General features: G+C 47.5%; 16 protein-coding genes and 1 pseudogene. 4 read left to right on the top strand and 13 right to left on the bottom strand.

Going from position 1 to position 19,413, the window contains the following annotated elements:
- Positions 1-172: 172 nt before the first annotated feature.
- The 7 genes from ACFQ88_RS11905 to ACFQ88_RS11875 all read right to left on the bottom strand — a co-directional run bounded on the left by ACFQ88_RS11905 (position 173) and on the right by ACFQ88_RS11875 (position 10,554).
- Positions 173-1,516 carry a sialidase family protein gene (locus tag ACFQ88_RS11905; protein WP_379454269.1) on the bottom strand — a complete coding sequence of 448 codons (1,344 nt, stop codon included), beginning with the start codon at positions 1,514-1,516 and terminating at the stop codon, positions 173-175.
- 17 nt (positions 1,517-1,533) lie between these two features.
- Positions 1,534-3,240 carry a type 2 periplasmic-binding domain-containing protein gene (locus ACFQ88_RS11900; protein ID WP_379454268.1) on the bottom strand — a complete coding sequence of 569 codons (1,707 nt, stop codon included), beginning with the start codon at positions 3,238-3,240 and terminating at the stop codon, positions 1,534-1,536.
- A 19-nt stretch (positions 3,241-3,259) separates the two neighbouring features.
- Positions 3,260-4,132, bottom strand: a complete 873-nt coding sequence (locus ACFQ88_RS11895) for a carbohydrate ABC transporter permease (RefSeq protein WP_379454267.1) — start codon at positions 4,130-4,132, stop codon at positions 3,260-3,262.
- Between the two features lie 18 nt (positions 4,133-4,150).
- Positions 4,151-5,101 carry an ABC transporter permease gene (locus ACFQ88_RS11890; RefSeq protein WP_379454266.1) on the bottom strand — a complete coding sequence of 317 codons (951 nt, stop codon included), beginning with the start codon at positions 5,099-5,101 and terminating at the stop codon, positions 4,151-4,153.
- 125 nt (positions 5,102-5,226) lie between these two features.
- Complete coding sequence (locus tag ACFQ88_RS11885; RefSeq protein WP_379454265.1) at positions 5,227-7,920, bottom strand: sensor histidine kinase; 2,694 nt, start codon at positions 7,918-7,920, stop codon at positions 5,227-5,229.
- A gap of 21 nt (positions 7,921-7,941) precedes the next feature.
- Positions 7,942-9,513, bottom strand: a complete 1,572-nt coding sequence (locus ACFQ88_RS11880; protein ID WP_379454264.1) for a response regulator transcription factor — start codon at positions 9,511-9,513, stop codon at positions 7,942-7,944.
- Between the two features lie 204 nt (positions 9,514-9,717).
- Entirely contained in the window at positions 9,718-10,554 is an 837-nt protein-coding gene (locus ACFQ88_RS11875; RefSeq protein WP_379454263.1) for an AraC family transcriptional regulator, read from the bottom strand.
- Between the two features lie 168 nt (positions 10,555-10,722).
- Between ACFQ88_RS11875 and ACFQ88_RS11870 the strand changes: the two genes are divergently transcribed.
- Together ACFQ88_RS11870 and ACFQ88_RS11865 are read left to right on the top strand one after the other, a co-directional pair.
- A complete protein-coding gene (locus tag ACFQ88_RS11870; protein WP_379454262.1) occupies positions 10,723-11,415 on the top strand; it encodes a phytanoyl-CoA dioxygenase family protein in 693 nt (230 codons plus the stop codon).
- 33 nt (positions 11,416-11,448) lie between these two features.
- On the top strand, positions 11,449-12,294 hold the full coding sequence (locus tag ACFQ88_RS11865) for a helix-turn-helix domain-containing protein (protein WP_379454261.1): 846 nt from the start codon (positions 11,449-11,451) through the stop codon (positions 12,292-12,294).
- A gap of 66 nt (positions 12,295-12,360) precedes the next feature.
- On the opposite strand, the gene ACFQ88_RS11860 is transcribed toward ACFQ88_RS11865, so the two are convergent.
- The 4 genes from ACFQ88_RS11860 to ACFQ88_RS11845 form a co-directional block, all read right to left on the bottom strand.
- Positions 12,361-12,954 carry a YdeI/OmpD-associated family protein gene (locus ACFQ88_RS11860; RefSeq protein ID WP_379454260.1) on the bottom strand — a complete coding sequence of 198 codons (594 nt, stop codon included), beginning with the start codon at positions 12,952-12,954 and terminating at the stop codon, positions 12,361-12,363.
- Positions 12,955-13,129: 175 nt separating this feature from the next.
- On the bottom strand, positions 13,130-13,501 hold the full coding sequence (locus ACFQ88_RS11855) for an iron chaperone (protein WP_379454259.1): 372 nt from the start codon (positions 13,499-13,501) through the stop codon (positions 13,130-13,132).
- Between the two features lie 173 nt (positions 13,502-13,674).
- Entirely contained in the window at positions 13,675-14,358 is a 684-nt protein-coding gene (gene hisG / locus ACFQ88_RS11850; protein WP_379454258.1) for an ATP phosphoribosyltransferase, read from the bottom strand.
- Between the two features lie 178 nt (positions 14,359-14,536).
- Positions 14,537-15,055 (bottom strand): GNAT family N-acetyltransferase, encoded by a 519-nt coding sequence (locus ACFQ88_RS11845; RefSeq protein ID WP_379454257.1) that lies wholly within the window; start codon positions 15,053-15,055, stop codon positions 14,537-14,539.
- 323 nt (positions 15,056-15,378) lie between these two features.
- Between ACFQ88_RS11845 and ACFQ88_RS11840 the strand changes: the two genes are divergently transcribed.
- Positions 15,379-16,242, top strand: a complete 864-nt coding sequence (locus ACFQ88_RS11840; RefSeq protein WP_379454256.1) for an AraC family transcriptional regulator — start codon at positions 15,379-15,381, stop codon at positions 16,240-16,242.
- 12 nt (positions 16,243-16,254) lie between these two features.
- Here ACFQ88_RS11840 and ACFQ88_RS11835 read toward each other — a convergent pair whose 3' ends face one another.
- Together ACFQ88_RS11835 and ACFQ88_RS11830 are read right to left on the bottom strand one after the other, a co-directional pair.
- Entirely contained in the window at positions 16,255-17,352 is a 1,098-nt protein-coding gene (locus ACFQ88_RS11835; RefSeq protein WP_379454255.1) for a mandelate racemase/muconate lactonizing enzyme family protein, read from the bottom strand.
- A 93-nt stretch (positions 17,353-17,445) separates the two neighbouring features.
- Positions 17,446-19,008, bottom strand: coding sequence for a HEAT repeat domain-containing protein (locus tag ACFQ88_RS11830; protein WP_379454254.1), 1,563 nt, complete (start codon positions 19,006-19,008; stop codon positions 17,446-17,448).
- A 200-nt stretch (positions 19,009-19,208) separates the two neighbouring features.
- On the opposite strand from ACFQ88_RS11830, the pseudogene ACFQ88_RS11825 reads away from it, so the two are divergent.
- Positions 19,209-19,369: pseudogene (locus tag ACFQ88_RS11825) on the top strand (helix-turn-helix domain-containing protein); the annotation flags it as partial.
- Positions 19,370-19,413: the final 44 nt, after the last annotated feature.

Raw genomic sequence — 19,413 nt, 5'->3', positions numbered from 1 at the left:
AACCGCACTAAGGATGTAACTTGGTTCAGCCGAAAGTCTAAAATAAACCTAGACCATCGGCTAGGTAGAGCTCGTCTGATGACCTGAGGCGCACGAAAAAAGCACCCACGTTGGCAACGTGAGTGCTCCTTCCGCTTTCTCATATTCATGGTAATCGTTTGTTCTTAGAAACTCAGTCCGACATCAGCCAATCCAGCGTGAACTTGGTAAACTTAATGGTAAGCGGCTTATTCTCCGAAGCGTTATAATCACATTCATACAGCAAGGCTATTTCCCCGTTCGACAATACCGTTAAACAGCAATACAAGAAAGAACCCGCCTCAATCTGCTTGGAATAGCTCCACGTACGGCCGCCATCCTCGCTTAGCCTGACCGTACCGTTCAAGCGCTGCTTGGGATCGGCCGGATTGGCGAACAGGATTCTTGTCTTCCCGTCCCCGAGGTCCGGATAGGCAATGACGCTGGACTGGCATACCGGATCGATCAACTCATTATCGTATTCCGTCTCGCCCCAGGTCTGTCCGCCGTCCGTGCTCAAGGCCACCGCCGTGCGCTGACGCCCTGCATGGTTGCGCATATAAACGCGAAGCTCTCCGCTCGGAAGCTCGATCAGCTGCGATTCGGTCAAGTCCGTGCCGTCCGTTTGCAGCGACTTCGCATCCAGCGTTTCTCCATTGAACTGCCTGCCGTCGTTTGGAGATGCGCCTCTGCGCCACGTAGCTCCATGGTCGTCGCTGTAGATAACGGCGCAGGACATTTTGCCGCTTCGGTTCGAGAAATAGATCGGGAAGACGAGCCTTCCCCGGTGAACGCCATGCTTCAATTGAATTCCTCTGCCAGGACCGGCACCGATAAACCTCATCCAGTGCTCCTTCACAGAAGGATTCAGATCAAGCGGTTGCGACCATGTCAAGCCGTCGTCGTCGCTCCTGATGATTTGCAGGAAGGACGTACGTGCCTCCAGCAAGCTTTCCTCGGGATGCACGCCCTTCTTCAAATAGATGTTGCCCTTGCTGGTTCCCAGATAAGCGACGTTGCCTGCATCATCGACAGTGTACGGAGTGCGGCGGCCTTCCCGATCGGTGACTTGCCCATCCGGCAGCAAGCTGTACTCGTTCGAGGAACCGCCGTACAGCAGTTTGTTACCTTGGGCGTCAAATCCAACCCCCTCCTCGGATGACCATAAACCGATGCCGCCGGGCGTATGCGAGAACAGCATCCAGATGGTACTCGTCTCCTCATCCTGGAGCAAGGCGGTATCGATGGCCGCCGCCCCGTCCAGTCCCTCTCCCGGATACGAAACAAGGTGCTGCACCTCGCTCCACGTTTGTCCGTGGTCGGCGCTTCTTCGAATCGCCGTATTGATTTTGTTCGGATTGTCACGCATATCGCTAATACGTGCATCGATACCGGCTATAACGGTCCCTTTGGTTGTAGTAATCATGGAAGGAATCCGGTAGGTCGCCGATCTGGCATACCCAGGGTAGTACAGTTCGATCGCTTCGCTTTTGTTCATCTCCCGACACCCCATCTTTATTTTTTATTTAGCAGATCGGCGACTTTCGGCGCTTTCTCCAGCTCGGCCAAAATTTCCTTGCCGCCGTTATTCAAGTAATTTTGTACATATTTGTCCCATTCTTTATCGATATCGATCTGCCCGGCGATAGCCTTCAGACGAAACTCGTTGATGATCGTATTCAATTGACCGCTGTATTTTTTATTGAGGTCGGCTGCTTTCGTCTGGTTCAACAAGTCGTACTTATATGGCTTGATCTCCAGCTTCTTCAGTACATCCTCTCTGCCGAAAAAGTCTCTCTTCAGCTTCATCGTAGCTTCGGAAGTTAAATAAGAGGCTCTCTTCTCATCATACGTTCTGAAGTTATAAGCATAGAAGCCCATGCTTCCTTCGTTCTCCGGATACTCCGGCTTGACCTTGAGCGCGGACTTCTCCGGGGTTCCTTGCCAGGTGGAGTGGGTGCCCACGTCGCCATACAGGGTCCAGCGGGATTCGTCGTCAAAGTTGATGTAGTCGAAAATTTGCAAAATCCGCACCAGCTGCTCGTCGGTTACTTTCTTGGAAATATAGAAGGCGTCTCCCAGCTGGTTGACCGGCGTGAAGGCCCCTTCCCCCTGCTGTCCGTTCGGACCGATCTCCGGTGCGGTTACAAGCAGCTTGGCTCCCGGATCCTTCTCCAGAATGTTGGCAGGCGCACGCCCCTTCGTCCAATCGTCCAAGCCTACATATGCGGGCTGAGCCGGATAATAGCCGATCTTACCAAGCTTGTATTTCTCCCAGCTCTTGTTCACATCGATCGTCGTCCACTCCGGATCGATCAGTCCTTCTTTATTCCATTTCGCCATCATTTTCAGAAACCGCTTATACTTGTCGGATATTTCGGCAGCCGTCAGCTCCCCTTTCTCCTCCAGGTTATAGCCGCTGGCCGCACCGTACGCTCCGAGCAAGGTGCTCCCCCATGAGGTAAAGGCGTTGTTGAACGGCAGCATGCCGTACGTATCGTTTTTGCCGTTGCCGTCCGGATCATTGAATGTGAAGGCTTTCAGAATATTCTCCGTTTCTTCCACTGTATAGGCTTTGTCCGTAAAATAGATCCGCTCCAGTCCGCCGCTGGTTCCGATCGGCTTGATGTCGCCAGGCGGTTTAATACCGAGCTTCTCTAACCAGTCGAGTCGCAGGGTCGGCGCCCAAATAAGCGATTTCGCATGTCCTTGGTATCCGGACAGCGTCAAGTATTCCTCCTTCTTGCCCGGAGCCAAATTCATCTCCCAGCCGGGAGGATTGTCATCGAGCATTTTGGAATAACGGGGCGCGTATTTCTTCAGCATGTCCTTCGGGATCGTTCGGGTCAGGCCGTTATCGTAATATTCCTGTGCCGACAGTGTCCCTGCCGTGAAAGAAAACGTATCCGGCATGTCGCCGGAAGCGACCATCAGCTGAACCTGATCTTTGTTCCAGGTATCTACCTTGATGTTGGCGATCTTGATATTGTATTTTTCTTCCAGCTTCTTCTGCACCCAGTTGCCATCTTCGATCTTCCCTCTCGTAAAGGAGCCGGAAAGCTTCAGCTCCAGCTTCTTGGAGAAATCCCCTGGCGCGGGCAAGCCTGACGCCTCGCTCCCTTTGGCCCCGGATTCACTAGCTCCGCCGCTGCAGCCGGCAAGACTCATGGCTAACGATCCGGACAACACGGCCGACAAAATGACGTTGAAGCGCTTCTGCACTGAAATTCCCCCTCCGAATTTATCCTTTTAATGAACCGATCATAATGCCTTTAATGAAATATTTTTGTACAAACGGATACACCAGTATGATAGGTCCGATGGAAATCATCACTGTCGCCGCGCGTACGTTGCTGAGCAGCAAATTCGTATTCGACATGCCGCCTCCGCCAAATTGGGTCTGCGACAAATCCAGGGCGACCATCATTTGCCTGACGATCATTTGCAGCACGGTCTTGGAAGGATCGCGGATATATATCATCGCGTCGAACCAGGCATTCCAATGTCCGACCGCCGACCAGAGGGCGACAGTCGCAATGACCGGCTTGGACAGCGGAATGATAATGCTGGTCAAGATTTTGAAGTACCCGGCCCCGTCCATGAACGCCGACTCCTCCAGCCCTTTGTCTATCGTCATCAAATAATTGCGCATAATAATGATCGAGAACACATTGACCGCACCCGGCAAAATAAGCGCAAGCCGACTATCGAGCAGCCCTAAGCTTTTGATGAGCAAGTAGTTCGGAATGAGTCCTCCGGAGAAGAACATGGCGATCAGGAAAAACGCCGTGAAATAATTGCGGTACGGCAAATCCCTTTTGGACAGCGGGTAAGCGACCAACAGCGTCAGGCTGACATTGAGTAAAGTGCCGACGACGGTCCGGACAATGGTATTCAGATAAGCGGTCGTAATGTTTTGAAACGTAAACACGAATTGATATGCATCCGTTACCCATTGATCCGGCCACAAATGAAATCCGAGCGTTGAGGCCCCGTTCGCATCCGAGAAGGACAGAACGAAAGTTTGCCAAAACGGATACAAGACCGCCAGCGAAAACAAACTGATCCAAGCGATGTTCAACGCGTCAAATAAAGTAAATCTCGTTTTGTTCAATAACTTCCCCCCTCCTTTCTACCAAATGCCGTGCTCGCTTCGTCTGCGGATAATCGCGTTAGCACCAAGGATGAGAGTTACGCCCACCACATTTTTGAATAAACCGACCGCCGTAGCGTAATCCATCTGGAACTGCTCAAGCCCTTTACGGTACACGTATGTATCAATAATATCGGCGACATCGTATACCATGGGGTTATACAGGTTCAAAATTTGATCGAAGCCTGCGTTTAAAATATTGCCCAAGCTCAGAATGAATAGGATGACGATCATCGGCACGAGCGAAGGTACGGTAATATGGATCATTTTCTTGAACCGCCCGGCCCCGTCCACATCCGCCGCTTCGTAAAGATCCGGATTGACCGACGATATCGCAGCCAAATAAATAATGGCGCCCCAGCCGACTTCTTTCCAAATATCCGTCGCGACCAAGGTCGGAATGAAGAAGGCTTTGTCCGACAAAAAGTTGATCGGCTGCATCCCCAGCATATGGATCACATGATTGATGATGCCCCTTTGCGGAGACAGTACCTCACCTACCATCGAGGCCAGAATGACCCAAGACATGAAATGGGGCAAATACGAGATGGACTGCGCTACTTTTTTAAACAGGACGTGCTTGACTTCATTGAGAAGCAAAGCCAGCACTATGGGGGCCGGAAAAGCAACGATCAGCTTTAGCAGACTGATAATCAGCGTATTCTTGAGCGCCCGGATGAACAGGAAATCTTGAAACAGGCTTCTAAAATGTTCAAATTGGTTCCATTCGCTGTTCCATATCCCGAGGCCCGGTGAAAATTTCTTGAAGGCAATCAGGATGCCGTACATCGGCACGTAGTGAAATAGGAACAGCAGCAGCATCGGCAGAAGCATCATGAGATACAGCGCCTTCATTCTTTTGGCACGAATCCGGTTCTCGTTCTTTGGTTTGACACGCTGCAGGCTCACTTGCTGTAGACCGGTGTCCATGAGATAGTCGTCACTCCTTTCGTTAGCATCATGCAGCATTAAGGAAACGCTTACATAACGATTATAAAAAATGCAGCGTTCGATTAGTGAAACGATCTTTAGGTGTTGTAGCACTATCTTAATGTCTACAAGTACGCCGGAAGCTGGATGGTCACCGTCGTCCCTTCCCCGTACTTGCTGTCGATGGACAAGCCGTAGTTATCTCCAAAGTTCAGCTTAATGCGCGCATTCACATTGTAGATTCCTGCTTTCTTGATTTCAGGATCCGTGAGCTGAGCGCGAACCACGGCCAGCTGCTCCTCCTCCATGCCAGCCGCATCGTCCTTCACGACAAGACGAATGATGTCACCTTCCCTCACGCACCAAATGCCAATGCTTACCTGCTTTCTCGTTCTCCTTGCCCCATGATGGATGGCGTTCTCGATTACCGGCTGCAAGATTAGCTTCATTATCCCGTACGCCAATGCCTCATTATCAATGTGCCAACTGCAGCGGAAATTATCGTATCTGTGGGACATGATGCCTGCATAGGTTTTCGCATACAGGATCTCATCGCGCACACGGGTCATCGGCTCCCGGTTCGTAATATAACGAAATAGCCGGCTTAATGAGCTGATCATGTCGACGGCTTTGTCTGTTTCCTTCGTCTCGACAAGATGAATGAGGTTGTCCAGTGTATTGTAAAGAAAGTGCGGATTGATCTGCGATTGCAGCGCGATCATTTGAATTTCCTTCTTCTCGTACTCCAGCTTGACTCGTTCCTGACCCGCGACTAGCGTTTCATGAACAAGGTCATCGATTCTGCGGATCATTTGATTGAAATTCCGGCCCAACAAATCCACTTCGTCGATTCCGGACAGCTGGTCGAACAGCATACGGCTGCTTTCCCCGAGCTCATACTCGCTTAGCATTCGATTCAGCCCGCCGAGCGGCTTCAGCATACGCTGAGACATGTGATAAGCAAAAAGTAGCATTAGCAGGAAAAGGAGAAACAGTAGATACGAATCGTTAAGAAACAAGGTAACGACCTGATTCTGCACATCCGAATAGTTGTATCTGGATACGAGCTTCCATGGTACGCCGGAGATGCTCTTGACGGACACCATATAATGTTCTCCGTTCGATGCCTCCTGCTGTAAGATTCCGTTTGAGGCGGCGAATTCCACATCTAGCCCTACTTGACCGGCCACAGGATGGGATACGATACGATGGTCGCGATCGACGATAAACGCTTCGCTGCCGTTCTGCTTGAACTCGGAATACAAGCCGGCAAAATATCTGTTATCCAGCTCGACCGTGATGTAGCCCGCAACCTCCGGATACTTGTCCAATCGGATCATCGGCATTCCCAGAACGATAGAGACGCTGCCCAGATCATCCTTTCTCAGGTGATAAGCGATGACTCGGCCAGACGATTGCAGTTGCTTGAAAAAGGCAGGCTCCATTTCCTTTGCTTGTTTATACCGGTTCGAAAATATCAATGTGTTGGAGGGATCGTATATGCTGATCCTATTCCGGTCGAGCCCTAAGAAATGGTTCTCGTTCAGCAGTTCTTGTTCCAGCTTGACCGCATGGTTTGCCAGGATGTCCTCCTGCACCGCCTTATCCAGCGAGATGCGCGCCATCAATACTTCGATTTGGTTGATATCGTGTTCCATAAGGCTGTGTGTTTTTTCGAACAAAGAATAATGGCTTTTATTCAAATCATCCGCGACAATCTGCGAGGATTTCCAATAAAATACCGCCATATATACGAGGAGCGGCAGCAGGATGGTCGTTATGAAATAAAACAGGAACCGGTCTCTTAGATTAAAGCGGCTGTTGTGAGCCTGCAGCTCCCGGTAATAATTCAATTTTTCTTTCGCTATATCGTAGGTTCGAAACAATTTGATCAGTTTATAAACGGGATAAAGAACCTTGCTTGAAATGATTCGAGATGAGACGAAGGCGACCGCAATCGCCAACAAACAAGTAACGGCAGTCAGCCGGATGATCAGAACGAGCTGCTCGTGGTATAAATCCATTTGGTCGACATAGACCAGCCGGAAATCGTTAAACGGGATGGTTGTTTCATGCTCTTCCGTACCTTTAGCCTGCGACGGTCCTCCGCTATAGATCAAATGGCGGTTTGTATCCAGCAGCATGATGCTCTCGTTGTAGGGAACCTTCTCCTTGAAATAACCGGGGTCCAGCATGATCACAATAACTCCGGCATCGCTCCCGTCACCGCTTTCGATATTTGCAGCGAAGAACATTCGCTTATCCAACGCTTTCATTGCATCAGAGTAGCCTTTGGAAGGCTCTGCCCCCTTAGGCGGAACGATGCTGCCGGACGCTTTCCCCGGAAGTACGAAATGAGACTCCTGCTCCAGCTCACCTCCTGCTTGGATCCCATTGAGCTCGAAATCCAAATATGCATGATCGGAGCTGAATTGACTTTGGGGCGTAACGACCAGAATGTTATCGATGAACGCATTTTCCTGGCGCAGGTTATGAAGGTATTTCTCGAAATCGAGCGACAGCCGATATTTATCCAATGCATTCGTATCGCTATTCCCCAGACTGTGCACATAGCCGACGAGCCTCTCATTTGACTTCAGATCGTTCAGCATATCATGTAGGCTGCTAAGACTGGAATGGATTTCGAAAGCAATCTGATTCATTCTCGTGCTTACGATAAACTGCTTTTTCTCCTCGATAAAATGCTTCACCTTAAAAAATAAGATGCTGCTTAAAGGCAGCAGCAAAATGAGCATGGCTCCTATCGAAAACAGCATCAAAAAATTTCGAAATGAAATGTTCCGCAATCGGTTGAACAACTTGATCAGACCCCCTCGATTTTAACTCGTGTAATGGGACCGGAACTCAAGAGGATTGACCCCTATCACTTTCTTAAATACCTTATTGAAGTAGGAATGATTGTGAAATCCGACCGTGATGGAGATCTCCTTGATTTTGCAATCCTTGCTTTTAAGCAGCTCCACGGCTTTCCGCACCCTGACTTCATTTACATAATCGATAAAGTTTTGGCCCGTTTCCTTCTTGAAGATGGAGCTGAAGTACGCCGGATGAATAAACAATTGTTGAGCCATCTCTTCTAGAGTAATCTTCTCGGACAAGCGGCTGTGCACATGTTGTTTGGCCAGCAGCACATACCGGTTTTCGTCGTGATCGCGCTCCTGCCCAGGATGATCCATAATCGACTCAAGCGTCGCCTTGAACCATTTTTTCAAATCGGCTAGCGATTCGGCTGCATAGATTTGTTCCAATGCCTGCTTTTTATCCAAGGAAGGCAGAATTATCCGCCGATCTTTGGCCTTTAAAAGCAGCGATAGAATGCACTCGGAGTATACAATTTGGATTTCACCCAGGCTCAGTCTTTTGCCCTGCTCCAAAGCATCGAAGAAGCCGCGGATACGGGAAGCGGTTTCATTCTTATTTTGGGTAAAGACGGATTGAATCAACGCATCCATCGCGACGCTGATTTGCTCATTCGTTCGTTCCTTGAAGCTGCCTTCTGATTGAGGGGCGGATAAATCCTGATAAAAAATGATCGAGCCCTGCTCATAGAACGATGAATAGCTGAGGGAAAAAATCGCCTGATTGAACGAAGTACCTGCGGACTCTGCTCCCCCCATCATATTTCCAATACCGATGGATAGAATACATTGCTTGCCGTAGCTTGAGAAGATCGATTCCTTGACGAACTCGGAGTATCGCTCGAGCTTTCCTTTCAGCTCATATTTGCTGATCGGCCGCTTGTCATGGATGAACAGAACCAGGTGATTCCCATAAAATAATACGGGAGTATCGCTCTCCTTCCAGAAGTCCCTCGCGGCTTGCGTAATAAATTGCCGCATGAACAAGCCCAATTCTTGCACGAACCGCCGCTCGAACGAACAGACGGCAATTCTTAAGTAGTCATGGAGCCACGGCGCAGCATGCGCATGTACATTATTTCCTTTAACAAGCTCGATAAGCATGGCTTCCTCATGAGAATCGTCTCCTGTTATCGTCCCCTTCTCCAGCTCCTCGTCCTTCCTCAGCTCGAGCGCGATTCCTTGCAGCATGTCGACAAACTCGCTCTTCATGAGCGGCTTCAATAAATATCCTTTCACACCGTAGCGGATCGCATCCTGCGCGTATTTGAAATCGTCGTAAGCGGACAAAATGAGAACTTTAATCTGTGGATGAGCAGCTTGAATCTCTTTTGCCAGCTCTATCCCATTCATCTCCGGCATGAGAATATCGGTCATTACCACATCGGGAACGTGCTGCTCCATCATGTCGAGCGCCTCCCGGCCGTCTCTGGCGGAGCCGATGACTTGAAATCCGTTTTCACTCCACGGAAAGGACTGGACCAATCGTTCCCTGATATTCTTCTCGTCGTCCACTACCAGCACGCTATACATTGGATCCTCCCCAGGATGAGTTATGAGTTGTGCAGTAAAAGAAAAAAAGAACCGCAGAACGAAGCGGCTCTTCCCAGAGTACAAACGGATTTGTCCTTATTCGATTCACTCTACACGAGTAATCATATCGTAACATTCCAATCGTTGGAATCATGCAATTCGCTAATTAGTAGCACAAATCGATCACACACTGAAGAATTCCTGCTACTCTCTTGCCAGCTGCCTGTAAGAAACCGGTGTGACTCTATAGTACTTTTTGAATATTCTTGAAAAATAATTCGGGTCCTTGATCCCGACCTCATAGGCAATATCCGAGATTCTCTCATCCGTTTCCAGGATTCGTTTGGCTGCTACTACCATCTTTAGCTCAATTAGAAAATCGCTTGGCGACTTGCCGGTATGCCGCTTAAATAATCTGCGCAGGGAAGCCGAGCTCAGATTCACCATCCTGCTCATTTCTTCAATGGTTATATTCTCTTTGTAATGGTTTAGCATATGCGCCAATACGATTTCGACCCGGTTGTCATTTTTATTATCCAACTTCATGTTCTTCGGCTTATCGGGCTTTGCTAAGGAAGCATCCGATGCGCTTATGATATAACCCACAATTAATTCCAGATAACCCCTGAGCGTATATTGCTTTCCCCGGTTATTGGCATTTTTTTCGTTGATGATGCTTTGGAAATATTGTTTGATCTGAGGGTCCGTACACTTCACTTTCGAATCCATCCCCAGCATCTCCGGCCGCCCCTCGCTACCCGGAATCGGCAAGGAAGCTGTGAATCGAATACTCATGAATGAAAATTCATCCGTCAAAGCATCACAACATAATGTGCTTCCTTGAGGAATGTAGATGATGTCATTTTCCTCTAAATGGTATATTGTTTCATCAATCACAAATTGGGCGGCGCCCTTAACGATATACCGAATCATGGAATAGGGAGTCATCGACTCCTGAAAACTCCACTCTTTCGGAAAGCTGTACGTTTCCGCATAAAGAAAATGTAATCGGAGCGCCTGCCGGATATGATTCTCAGACATGATTGTCCTCTCCCAAGCAAAATTGGACTTCTTATTATAAATTCATTTTATTATATATCCGCACGAGAAGATCCGATTTGTCCAGATTGCTTATCATATTTCTCCATGGCGGGTTCGTAAAAGCGGGTGCTACAATACGTGTAAGCGATAACGAATGGAGTGATTCAGATGAGAAAATTGACGCTTGATGAGAGAAGAAGTTATGATGATCTTGGTTATGTGGTGGTAGCGGATTTTTTTTCGACTGATGAATTAACTGAAATTAACGAAGAACTCGATCATTGCGAATCGCCGCTCCAGACAGCGGGGGAACATGAAGGATTTACGTATCAACTGGCCATGCTGACCGACAAGACGAAACAATTTGCCCATGACGAGCGGATTCTGAACTTGCTAGAGGACATTGTCATGCCGGGCATTGCCATCTTTTCCTCCAAGCTGTTGACCAAGCTGCCGCACAGCGATTCAGTGTGCCACTGGCATCAAGATGATGCTTATTATACGGAAGTGGTGGACAGTAATACCCGGATGTCGATTTGGGTACCGCTTCAGGATACCGACGAGCGGAACGGATGCTTATGGATTGTTCCCGGAAGTCATAAGCAAGGATTGCTGCCTTATGTCGTACAAAATAACGGCACTTGCCGGAAGGCGCTGGATGAAGCAGAAATCGATTTGTCAAAAGCGGAACCGGTGCCGATGAAAGCGGGCTCCATTTTGCTCTTTAATGCGCTGACCTGGCATTCATCGAAAGGCAATGATACGGACCAAGTGAGACGGGCGTTTATCGTTTCGTATCAGGAGGCAACGGTGCCGATCGGACGGGGGACGCAGCATATCGTTCTGCGTCCTGCCATCTAGGTATATTACCTTTCTGCAAGGAGAGAACATGCATTGTTAAACGGAGCTCAACTGGCCGATCATCTACACAAATCCGTATTCTCGATCACTTTTGCCGGAAATACGATACTTCCTGCCGGTACGTATCAAGCGCCATACATTCACAACATCTTTTCCATTCACTACATCGTAAGAGGCGCGGGTGTCTACGTGATGAACAACGTCAAGTATGCTCTGGAACCGGGAGCCGTCATGGTGTTCGTTCCCGAGACAACCTTCGAGTGGTCGATCTCGGATAGTGAAGACGTGGAGATATACCATATCCGATTCGATTACCGGGTGTGTTATAAAGAGAAGCAGGAATGGATTTCCCGGCCATCGGACAGCTGGCTTGCACCTTTGCGAGGCATGCTTAAGACGGTCCGCCCGGCTGAAGTCCGCAGATACTTCGATAAGGTGTTTCAACTGTATAAGGCCTACGATCCCTTGTCTCAATATCGCTGCAATTTGGCGTTTCGGGAGCTATGGCTTTCTATCATCGACAATATATATGAGCAGCAGTACAGCAGTGACGTCGATTCAGCGATTCGGTTCACATGCCGGCATATTGCGGATCATTTCCAGTCCCCGCTCACCGTTGAGCAGCTGGCGAAGAAGGTCGGAGTCAGTACCGGGTATTACTCCCGACAGTTCAAGCGGCTCACCGGATTTGCGCCGAAGGATTACATTATTCGTCTTCGTATGACTAAAGCAAGGGATCTGTTAGAAAGCTCCGGTCTGCCTTTAAGCGATATTTCCAAGCTCGTCGGTTACGAGGACGAATTTTATTTTAGCCGGATATTCAAACGGATAAACGGAATGACGCCTTCGTCCTATGCTAAACAATCGCGAAAGCCGTGAAGCTTATTGCTTTGGCAGCCGTCGTAGAGCCGCCTTATTAGCTATGGGAATGATCCGCAAGGTTATCTAATCATTTAATCCTTTGCCGTTAAGAATTTGCGGCATGTATTTTTCGACTCTGGAGACTCGGGTTTTGGATTGTTTGGGTTCAGAGAAATGCAGAAGATAAGCTCTTTGACGTCCCGGCGTCAAAGCTTCAAAAGCCTCTTTCAAGGCAGGGCTTTCATCGAGCTTTTGTTGAAATTCTTCAGGAACGGTGTAATCCGTATTCTTTTTAAACTCTACTTCCAAACCGGCTTTTTCAACTTCAATGGCTTCATGAATATAAGCTTTGATGATCGGTTCCATTTCTTCGATTTGTTCAGCATTGGTGAACCGAATTTGACGAGCCGCCTGCACATTCTCCGTTTGTTGGATTAGAATGCCGTGAGCATCCTTCAATAAAGCCCCCTTGTGAAACAGAAGCGCACAATAATCTTTAAATCCGTGGATTAATACGATGTTTTTATTCTCATGGGTATAGCAAGGATGCATCCACTTAAAATCTTCGTTCAGCTCACAATCAAGAACGATAGTTCTCAGTTTCTCAAATTCTTCCTTCCACTTCTTGGCTTTCCTTAAAAATCCGTCAACCTTGGGATTCGTTCTAAGATTTGTCATCAAGGGGTCGCTCCTCTTCCATTATTCTTTCAGCAAACCGTCTTTCTTTTCGTTGGATAGTAAGCCTTAGATATTTTCTATTGTATATTGCATTTGGTCGAACTACCAATAGTTATGTCTGGGTTTGCATATGTAAAGAGAACCAGACCGGTTGGTTCTTCTTGCTTTACTATGATTATTTCCGCCAAAAAGTGGAACAGTCTGCTTTATCCAACATATTAAACTCGATCATTTTCTCAAGTAATTCGTAATGTACCGGTTCATTCCACGGAATTCTGAACAAGCCTTTGGTAGCGCTGTAGCCAGCTCGTGCAATGTCATCGGCGAAGCGCGCCATAACTGCTTCTTCGGGTGAAACGCTTATATGCTGCTTCGATGTAGATAAACCGATAATAAACGTGCCGTGGTCGGAAAACATGGGCGTATTCCACTTGATTAGCGGTTCCAGAGTGGGGAATTTATTCGTAATCCACGCCAAAATCTCCTCTGTCCGGTCGCGGTGACCGGGGTTATCAATACGCGTCAAATACTCAGAAAAAGCTTCCATCGCATCCCTCCTAATCTTTCTTTACTATACCATAAACGCCACAGTTCCCATTCATCCCCACGCGTAGGAGATCAATAAAAAAGGACACTCCCGCACGCGCTTGGGCTATGTCCTCCTGCTACTTATGAATTTAAAGATGACAGCTTGTAAGCAGCTATTAGACCGTCTTTTTTTCACTCAGCATCGAACGGAAGATCATCCTGAGTAGAGGCGGCACCGCTTCGTGACGCTGTGCCTGGCTTCGTGCTGTCTGGAAAAAGCCAGTTAACTAATGTTAGATAAAAGTGGTGTATCCTTTCATTCTTTACCTGAAAACTTGCCGGATTGGCTACTAATCGTAAAGATACACTGCATATCTTTTCTTTTTCAAGCAGGTAAGCCGAGTTAGAAGTATTCACTTCAATGATTTGATCTGCCAACCCCGTAACCAGGGCAAGCTCCGTCCTGCCGCTAAGTTTTATGATCTCCACCTGTTTGCCTTTTTCTTGGTAATATCTCAGCGCAAGTCGGGGGAAGCTAGTTGCTACCCTAGGGTTATTGCTTTTGCTATCATCCTTCCCGAACTCTGATAGATAGCCGGATGATAGACCTAGATCAAGCAGCTCGTATACATTTCGGTTTTCTTCCAGCAAAAATTCCTTTCCTACGATTCCAATATCCGCGATCCCGTATTCGACAAATGTGGGAATATCAATTGGTTTTGCGAGAATAAGTTCTAAATTAGTTCCGGCTACGGGTACGAAGTACTTTCTTGATTCGTCAAAATCGTCAGGTATAGAGCAGCCGAGGTTTCGGATCAAGGCGGAAACTTCCGTATTTCCTTTTGGTATTGCCAGCCGAATGATTTCGATTGCCACCACATCCTTAAATACATTATTTTTTATAACATATTAACGCATTAAAGCGTGAATGTAAACTTCAATATAGAAAGTATTGCAATTCCGAACTCTGAAAGACGAAAGGTGAGTATACCAAAAAGTGAATGAAGAAAAGCCCGTACCATCAAGGCACGGGCGAGTGACATTATAATGGCTATCAACCTGTTCCTGACTCAAAAACGAATACAGGGCCATGCCACTTCTCATTTTGCAAAAAAGTCTCTTGATATACGTTGTTCTGTTTATAATCAGAAATTACTTGTTTCCAAAACGCATACGCAGGCCGGTTAGCAGCCGTTTGCTTTACTTCCCATGTGCCGGCGAACCGATTGAAGAGGGAGTGAGCAGCATACCTGCCAACTCCTTTGCACCGGTACTTTCTCATAATAAAAAACTCACTAATTACGTTCGTTTTCTCAGCTGTGCTCCATTTCGTATATTCCTTGGGTACATCCAAGCTTATGAAAGCTAATCCCGCAATCTCTCCATCCGCCTTGATGATAAAAGGTCGCCGGTACTCGTCTGTCCACTGATGATCGAAGTATTTGTATAAGTACAATCCATGCTGGTTAAGGACATGACCGTCGAACTCACTGCTATCGTATCGATACAGCTGAATGAGATTGGAAAGTACGGTTTTTTCTTCATACCGGGCTAGCTCTATTTCAATATTCATGCAGTAAACCCTCCTTTTTTTGGTGTATTTTACCATAAAGTTAGGAGGCGAGTACGCTTATAACCAAACTATCCTCACAATATTTCATCCTGTAAAAAGCTCGGCAGTGAACATGCCGTGGAAACGGAATGGTACGTGGTGCGGCACGTTAGCTCTTCCAAGCTCTTCAAAAGCCTGAGCTTCGCGAGCTGAATGAACTTACCGTCTGTTCGAGCAGCCGAAAGAATTCTCGATTTAATCATAATTTATTTACTATACTGTAATAACTTTGTATAATCCTCATGAAGTTTTCTTAAATCGGTGTAACCGGAGGATAACAATAAATGAACTTTCCCGAATTTCATCCATATGTGTATTACGCTACCCGATATGAATTCTCCAAAAATCAGACAAGCAAACCGAGAACGTGCTATTCGTCCTCCCTCTATTTGATTGGCGAAGGCAAAGGCGTCATGAAAACGAGAGGAAGCGCATACGAAACGATTCCAGGCTCTTTGGTGTACATACCTGCCGGACAGCTTCACGAGTGGGTCGCGGACGCGAATGAACCGATGGTCCACATTTGCTGTTATTTTGACTGGATGTATATGGATCGGCGGCTGAACTTCAAATATCCCCACACTATCTGTTATGACGACAAGCAGCTCCAGTCATCTCTTGTGGGACCTGCTTTTCCCTTCCCCATACCGGAACATATAAAAGTAGAGAAGCTTTGGATATGGGTAGAACTGTTTGAAAAGTTCTATATCTCCAATGAATACACGAATGAAAAGACGTATATTCGAAGCTTGAAGGCTCAGAGTCATTTTCAGCAATTTATCGAGCATTTCCTCACCTATGCGTTAAAAGAGGAATATATCCCTGATCCGCGCATACATAAGCTGATGGAGCAGATGGAGCAAGATTTGGTACGGGGACGCCTGCTGCCGCTCGAATCGTATTACCGGAAGCTGAAAATCAGTCGCGGCTATTTTTTTGAATTATTCAAGCAAGCTACAGGCATGTCTCCCGTTCAATATATCAACCATTTCCGAATCAACCGAACGAAGGAAGATCTCCAGTATACCAGCCTAAGTATTACCGAGATAGCGGAAAAACACCATTTCTCCTCCATTCATTATTTCTCTAAATTGTTCCGGCAGCTTACGGGCAGAACTCCCAAGGAGTTTAGGGAATTATGGCACTAAAGACTTACAGGGCTATCTTACGCGGTACTCTTCAAAAAACTTGGGCAATATTGTCGTCGAAGCTCCTGGCATTTCAGGCAGTACATAATGTCCATCAATTACGGTTGCCGGTTCTTCAAAAATGTGGCGGATCCACGGAATGTATTCCAGCAGGATGGCATTTTGCGTTGACGCTACAAGATGCTGGTGAATTTGTCCCATATCGCCGACATGCGGACAAATCGGTATATCGTAGGAAGCGGCTAAGCCTGCTACCTGCAGCCATTCCGTAATCCCCGCTACACGTGTGACGTCAACCTGGCAATATTCGATTGCGCCTTGGTGTATGTAATCCCTGAACGCATATTTATTGTATACATGCTCACCTAGAGCAATGGGAACATTCAACGCTTCCGCCAGCTTTTTATGTCCAAGTATGTCGTCCGGATTCAATGGTTCCTCCAGCCAGAACAAGTCGAATTCTTCCAGCTTTTTGCCCCACGTCATTGCCGTATTGATATTCCACTGCTGATTCACGTCGATCATGAAGATCACCTTGTCTCCAATTGCTTTTCTTACCGCTTTGCAGCGATCGTAATCTTCGTGAGGATCAGGATGGCCAACCTTGATTTTGACACCGGTGAAGCCTTGCTCAACGATATCCGTCACGTCCTTCAACAAGCGCTCCTTCGTCCAATTGAGCCACCCGCCGTTCGTATTGTAGGCTTTAACCGGTTTCGACTTCGCTCCCCCTAGATATTGCCATAGCGGTTTGTTCGACGCCTTGGCCATAATATCCCACAAAGCGATATCTACCGCTGCCAGCGCCATGTGCGTCACGCCCGATCTGCCGATCCAGTGCATTTTGCCAAAACGCATTTCGTCCCAGAGCTCTTTCACCATAAACGGATCTTTCCCTATTAAAAGAGGCGAATAGTACTTATCAATCGTATCAACGATCATCTCGTCTCCGTTCGCACAGGTTCCAGTGTAACCATAACCGACAAACCCCTCGTCAGTAAAAATACGTACACCGGCTAATCCCCAGTGTGTAGCAACGTTAATTGCGTCTGTAATCGGCGGTGTAATAGGTACATGCAATACAAAGCTTTCCACTTTTGTAATCTTCATTTGCGCTCACTTTCTCCTTGGTTATATTTGAACGACAATGCAGCTAAAGCCTCCGAATCTCACTGAATTCATATTCGGAGGCTTAGTTTGATTTTAGAAAGTGCTTGCTTTGCTTGTATCGGGGCACCAGCGGGATGAACGGTAATATCTGATAAGGACGTCGATCGCTTCATTCGTGCGCAGATGGGTCAATGCCTCCGAAGCATAGGCACGAACGTATCGGTCTTTGCTTTTGAGAGCTTGCTCCAATGCACTGACAACTTGTTGTGCGTCTCCCTCTCTGCCTGTGCGGAGCAAAGACAATGCCGCCGTGTAACCGATTTTATTGCCGATATATTTTTGCTGCTGTACGTACACATCGCTCGAATTTTGCCCCTCTCTTGCTTCGGTTAGCAATGAATCTACCAATGCGTTCGTTAATGCCGGAACGACTTGATCGGAAGGATTCCCGATCATCCCCAGAGCTTCGACTGCATTCCGCCGAACCCATTCGCTGTCGTCCTCCAGGCTCGCAATAAGAGCCGGTACCGCTTCTTGTGCAGAAGGTCCAATCATGCCGAGGACGAACGCTGCAAGTCCTCTTCGTTTCTCATCCGGATGCTTCAGAGTCGTTAGCAGCCCGGGAATCGCTTCAGCGCCCGCTCCCTGCAGGCCGTAAGCCGCCCTCTCCGCCGTCAGATTCGTTCCATTGGATAATTGACTCACCAATTCTTCGATGCCGTTGTCACCCATCCTTCCAAGTGCATATGCAGCGTTCAATGCAGCAGTTTCAACAGGATCATTCAATAAGCTTCCGAGCGCAGAGGCGTATGCGCCTGCAGCCTCACCCAGAATTCCCAGCTCATCAGCCGCCTTGCCGCGAGCTTCCGCATCCTCTGAGCTGAGCTCGTTTTGCAGAAGCAATAATCGTGCTTCATCTGCTGGCCCGCTGTCTTGTCTAGTTTCGTGTTCACCGCGTAACCAATTCCAAACATCCTGCCATAAGTTCAGATGCTGAGCAGGCAGACCATCGGGTATGGCCATTTCTTTGTTCAGGTGGTTCCAACTCGGATACTCCGGCGCTTTTAACCGGACAAACTGGAACTTCAACATATAACGGTCAAGGTCAGAAACATTGAGCGAAGCTTTATGCCATAAATCGAAATGCACCAGAACCATCGTTCCAGCCTTGCCCGTGGGAAGCAGCGTTTCGCCTTTATCTCCAATAAACTTTTCGTAATACTGAGTACCCGGCATGATGGCTGTTGGCCCAAGCTCTTCGGTAATATCCTGCGTGTAATAAAAAATTATCGCCCACCAAGGCCGATGAGAGCGCATAGATGACCAGTAGCCGTCTTTATGCCATTGCCCGCCGCCTGGCGTCGTACTCTTGGGCTTATTGTAGTGACAATGTCTGTGCGGATGCATGTAATAGTCAGGACCTAATACACTCGTTAATGCCCCCTTGACCGTAGGTGTATCGAAAAATTCTTGTATCTCCGGTACTCGCGGAAGAATATTGTTTCCAGGGTTCCCCTCTTCGTGAAGCACCCGATAAATTTTGCTCATGACATTCTGATGAAGCTCTTCAGGCAGATCGTTCTGTAGCACAAGATATCCTTTCGTAATGAAATGGACCATTTGTTCATCCGTCAACAAATATTTGGCATCAAGCATCTACTTCGCTCCCTTTCAATATGTTAATCACACCTTTATTCTAGCGATTATACTAATCATTTGTATTTAGATAACCGTACTCTTTTTATACAATCGTCATGTAGTTTAGCCTTAAAATGGGGAGCTCCGGTAATTTTTTTTGCAAAATAAAGAAGCTGCCGAATCGTTGCCGGCTGCCTCGTCTTAAGATGATAGGGCTATTGCAGTACCAGAAGCAACTTCGCTTGCAGGAAGCCAGGCGCCTTATGTTGAGTGGTCCCAAAGGGGTAACGATGGCCGCATTGACTGTAGGTTATGAAAGTCCGTCACGATTCAGTTGGTATACCGAAGACTTTTTGGTCTACCTCCTGAAAGATATTAAAGCCATACAAAATCTAGTTCTTGGGGATTTGAAGAGAGTTAATG

The organism is Paenibacillus sp. NPDC056579, from assembly GCF_042793215.1.
Taxonomy (GTDB): domain Bacteria; phylum Bacillota; class Bacilli; order Paenibacillales; family NBRC-103111; genus Paenibacillus_S.
This window is presented reverse-complemented; position numbering and strand designations above follow the sequence as displayed.

Bases quoted from the DNA above. Each gene is read 5' to 3' on its own strand.
- ACFQ88_RS11905 (WP_379454269.1), bottom strand. From the start codon at position 1,516: ATGAACAAAAGCGAAGCGATCGAACTGTACTACCCTGGGTATGCCAGA.
- ACFQ88_RS11890 (WP_379454266.1), bottom strand. From the start codon at position 5,101: ATGGACACCGGTCTACAGCAAGTGAGCCTGCAGCGTGTCAAACCAAAG.
- ACFQ88_RS11880 (WP_379454264.1), bottom strand. From the start codon at position 9,513: ATGTATAGCGTGCTGGTAGTGGACGACGAGAAGAATATCAGGGAACGA.
- ACFQ88_RS11875 (WP_379454263.1), bottom strand. From the start codon at position 10,554: ATGTCTGAGAATCATATCCGGCAGGCGCTCCGATTACATTTTCTTTAT.
- ACFQ88_RS11870 (WP_379454262.1), top strand. From the start codon at position 10,723: ATGAGAAAATTGACGCTTGATGAGAGAAGAAGTTATGATGATCTTGGT.
- ACFQ88_RS11860 (WP_379454260.1), bottom strand. From the start codon at position 12,954: ATGACAAATCTTAGAACGAATCCCAAGGTTGACGGATTTTTAAGGAAA.
- ACFQ88_RS11855 (WP_379454259.1), bottom strand. From the start codon at position 13,501: ATGGAAGCTTTTTCTGAGTATTTGACGCGTATTGATAACCCCGGTCAC.
- ACFQ88_RS11845 (WP_379454257.1), bottom strand. From the start codon at position 15,055: ATGAATATTGAAATAGAGCTAGCCCGGTATGAAGAAAAAACCGTACTT.
- ACFQ88_RS11840 (WP_379454256.1), top strand. From the start codon at position 15,379: ATGAACTTTCCCGAATTTCATCCATATGTGTATTACGCTACCCGATAT.
- ACFQ88_RS11835 (WP_379454255.1), bottom strand. From the start codon at position 17,352: ATGAAGATTACAAAAGTGGAAAGCTTTGTATTGCATGTACCTATTACA.
- ACFQ88_RS11830 (WP_379454254.1), bottom strand. From the start codon at position 19,008: ATGCTTGATGCCAAATATTTGTTGACGGATGAACAAATGGTCCATTTC.